Genomic DNA, 3,662 nt, shown 5'->3' on the forward strand with positions numbered 1-3,662 from the left:
AGCCCGGAGGGACTCGAACCCTCGACCCCATGATTAAAAGTCACGTGCTCTACCGACTGAGCTACGGGCTCCCGGCACCGGCCGCTGGGCGGTCCGGTGCGATGGGTTTCGGGTAGAGGGAATTCGGCCTGCCGTCAACCGTGGAGGCGGCGGCAGGCTGTGTGCAACGGGCTCAGCGCGCCGATTTTGCCACGGCGTCGAAGGCCATCAGCCGGCGGACCAGCGCCTCGAAGTCCCGCAGCGGCACCATGTTCGGGCCGTCGGAGGGCGCGTTGTCGGGATCGGGATGGGTCTCGATGAAAACGCCCGCCACCCCGACCGCAACGGCCGCGCTGGCCAGCGGCGCCACGAAGCGGCGGTCGCCGCCGGAGGCCCCGCCAAGGCCGCCCGGCTGCTGCACGGAATGGGTGGCATCGAAAATGACCGGGGCGCCGGTTTCCGCCATCACCGGCAGGGCGCGCATGTCGGAAACCAGCGTGTTGTAGCCGAAGCTCACGCCGCGCTCGGTCGCCAGCACGTTGGGGTTGCCGGCGCCAGTGACCTTGGCGATCACGTTCTTCATGTCCCACGGGGCCAGAAACTGGCCTTTCTTGACGTTGACCACGCGGCCGGTTTCCGCAGCGGCCACCAGCAGATCGGTCTGCCGGCAGAGGAAGGCCGGGATCTGCAGGATATCCACCACCTCGGCCACCGGGGCACACTGCTCGCGCTCGTGCACATCGGTCAGCACGGGCAGGCCGGTGCGCTCGCGGATTTCGGCAAACACCGGCAGCGCGCCCTCAAGGCCGATGCCGCGGCGGCCGGAAAGGCTGGTGCGGTTGGCCTTGTCGAACGAGGCCTTGAAGACGAGGCCGATGCCGAGGCGCGCGGCAATGGCCTTCAGCTCCAGCGCCACCTCAAGGGCGTGGTCTCGGCTTTCCATCTGGCAGGGGCCGGCAATCAGCGCCAGCGGCAGCGCGTTGCCGAAACGCACCGGCCCGAGGCTGACCACGGTTGCGGGCTGAAGCGGAGCGGAGGGCTGTTCGGTCATCGCATCGTTCCATCGCGGTTGCCGGGCGCGCGCCCGGGGGCGCCTGCGCCGCTTTCTGGGCTGCGTGCTTTTTCTGGGCTTCGTGCTTGCCCGTTTGCACGGCGCACCGCAACTGCAAAAGCCGCAGCCCTCAGGTGCGGCGATGGTCGATGGCCGCCACCGCATAGAACGGAACGCCGAAGGTGGCCGTGAACATCTGGCAGGTCATGGTGTGGACCGGGCTCAGCCCCTCCATCACCGGCAGCAGGGCGGCGAGCTGCCAGTCGCGGCGGCCGGCGGTGTAGTCGGCCCGGCGGCGGGCCCCGAAGCGAAATTCGATGCTGCGGTCGGCGCGCGCCAGCGGGCCAATGGAGGCATGAAAGCGCGCCATGCCTTCCATGGTGAAGGCGAACCCGTCATAGACCATGCGCAGCGGCCGGTCGCCGAAGCGCGCGGCCAGTTCGTCGATGAGCGCCCCGAAGCTCGCCGCCGTCAAATAGGGCACCAGCCCCTCGGCCACCACCAGCGTGGGCCGGTCGGGCAGGTCGAGCCCCTGCGTCCAGCCCGGCTGCTCGACATCGGCCGCCATCATCCGGCGGCCCGGATGCGACGGGGCCAGCGCGGCGTGCAGACCGGCCGCCTGCGGCAGGTCGACATCCACCCACAGGATATCGCGGCAGTCGTCAGGCTCGGCCAGCCGCTCGAACGTGGTGGACAGGCCGGCACCGAGATTGATGACGGCGATGGCCCCGTGCTCGCGCGCAAAGCGGCGGATCAGACTGTCGATGGCCTGCGAGCGGCGGACGACGCCGAACACGCATTCCGGCGTGCGGGCATATTGCGCGGCATCGAGGCCGAGCGCCGCCACATAGGCCTCGGCGAGCGGGTCGGCAAAGCCCGTGGCCGGGAAAAGCGCGGCGCCCCGCGCCCGCCCGCACAGCGTGACAAGCAGGGTGCGGGAAACGCCGGCCAGCAGCGCTGCCGCCTCCGGTGCCGCGTTGCCGCCGGGGGCGCGTCCGCTGCCGGCCTTTTCGCCAGACGTCATCGCTGTTCTCCCCGCCGGGGCGGCCTGTCACAATCCACTGCCTGCGCACCGCCCGCTGACGGTCGCCGGCCCTTCCGGGCCGTGGCGCCGGCCTTCGGGCCGCTTGTTCCCGGGTGCCGCGGCTGCCACGTTAAGCCTGCGCGGGCGCAATTGAAAGATGTGCCGCGCGGTAGCGGGGCACCGCGCGGCACAGGCCTTATCATATGGGATCAATATCCAACAAACGAGACCGCGCCGCCGGCCTTCAGCGCTCGATCTCGAAGACCACGTCGATGCCGGCCTCCACGCTCTGCTCGCCCGATGCGACCGGCACGGCGGCCGAGGCCTTGGCCATGTCGGCCCGCATCATCATGGCCATCGGCTCGGGCCGCGAGAGGCCGCGCTCGCTGAGCCGCAGCACGCGGCCGAGGCGCACGCCGGCAGCCGCCGCATAGGTCTCTGCCTTGCGGCGGGCATCGGCCACCGCATCGCGCCGGGCGGCGTCGGCCAGTTTGTCCGGCTCGGCGAAGGTCATGGAAAGCCCGCCGATCTCGTTGGCACCGGCGCCGACCAGCCGGTCGAGCACGCTTCCGAGGGCATCGAGATGGCGCACGCGCACCGTCACGGCATTGCGCACCTCGTAGCCGGTAATGCGCGGGCCGTCCGGCTCCGGCTGGCCGTCGGGCCGCGGCGACGCAAAGCGCGGCTGCACGGAAAAGCCGCTGGTGGCGATGTCGGCGGTGGCAACACCGGCGGCTTCCAGAGCGGCGAGAACCTTGGTCATCGCCGCCGAATTGGCGGCCACCGCATCACCCCCGGTTGCACCGGTGCTGACCACCGCGGCACTCAGCACCGCCATGTCCGGCCGGGCCATCGCCGTGCCTTCTCCGGAAACGGCAAGAGTGGCCGGCGCATGCCGGTCGCCCTCCGGCCCGCCGGCCAGCGCCGGGGCGGCAAACATCAGGCAGCTCAGCCCCATGACCGCCAGCCGCAGGCGGCGACGGTGCAGAAGGCGGGGGCGGACGGACGCGGGCTGCAGGGGGCCTTGCATCGGCTGATCTCCGGAGGCGGCGGGGGCCGGCACAGGGCCGGCCGGCGCACGGAAAGGGGGCACAGGTTGCCCCGCTGCCCGGCACTGGCCCGGGCAGCGGGAACCGGCGCACCATTCCGGCCGATTCCGGCAGCATTGCGATGGACGGCGGCCGGGTTCAGCGCGGTGGCTGCGCGCGGCCGCCGTCCGGTGGCCAGTCCGTCGGCCAGATGTCGGCCGGGCCGCGTCCTGTTGAGCGCCCCCGCGGCCCGTTCCGGCCCCTGCACGGCGAAAAACAGGGCGCAGAAATTGCCGGCCGCAGCCGCAGCCGCAAAATGGAGCGCGCAGGGCACCGGCATCCGCAGGCCGTTGTGGGCGATGGGCGGCAGGCGCCGTTTGCCGGCAACGCTGCGCGGATGCGGGGAAGCACCGGCGAGGCGGCGGCCGCTGAGCCCCGTCGCAATCAGCGCCGGCACCGGAACGAGCCGGCCGGCCGGACCGGCGCCCCTGACGGCAAGCGACGGCCCCGCGGTCCGCAAGCCGCTCCGACAGCGGCGTAAAACGCCGGAACGTGATGATGCGACCCGTGACCGCAATCC

The 3,662-nt window shown here is 71.8% G+C and carries 3 protein-coding genes; all 3 read right to left on the minus strand.

Annotated features, from left to right (window positions below; all coding sequences use genetic code 11):
* Nucleotides 1-172 precede the first annotated feature (172 nt).
* Nucleotides 173-1,030 carry a 3-deoxy-8-phosphooctulonate synthase gene (gene kdsA / locus V7067_RS16440; protein ID WP_334176974.1) on the minus strand — a complete coding sequence of 286 codons (858 nt, stop codon included), beginning with the start codon at nt 1,028-1,030 and terminating at the stop codon, nt 173-175.
* A gap of 130 nt (nt 1,031-1,160) precedes the next feature.
* Nucleotides 1,161-2,054, minus strand: coding sequence for a class I SAM-dependent methyltransferase (locus V7067_RS16445; RefSeq protein ID WP_334176975.1), 894 nt, complete (start codon nt 2,052-2,054; stop codon nt 1,161-1,163).
* A 244-nt stretch (nt 2,055-2,298) separates the two neighbouring features.
* The gene (locus V7067_RS16450; RefSeq protein WP_334176976.1) at nt 2,299-3,084 is read right to left on the minus strand and encodes an SIMPL domain-containing protein; all 786 of its coding nucleotides are present in this window, start codon (nt 3,082-3,084) and stop codon (nt 2,299-2,301) included.
* Nucleotides 3,085-3,662 lie beyond the last annotated feature (578 nt).

The sequence above is a fragment of the Pseudoxanthobacter sp. genome (genome assembly GCF_036822375.1).
In the GTDB taxonomy this organism is placed as follows: Bacteria; Pseudomonadota; Alphaproteobacteria; order Rhizobiales; family Segnochrobactraceae; genus Pseudoxanthobacter.

Excerpts from the sequence above, each read along its gene's own strand:
- V7067_RS16445 (WP_334176975.1), bottom strand. The coding sequence starts at position 2,054 with ATGACGTCTGGCGAAAAGGCCGGCAGCGGACGCGCCCCCGGCGGCAAC.
- V7067_RS16450 (WP_334176976.1), bottom strand. The coding sequence starts at position 3,084 with ATGCAAGGCCCCCTGCAGCCCGCGTCCGTCCGCCCCCGCCTTCTGCAC.
- kdsA (WP_334176974.1), bottom strand. The coding sequence starts at position 1,030 with ATGACCGAACAGCCCTCCGCTCCGCTTCAGCCCGCAACCGTGGTCAGC.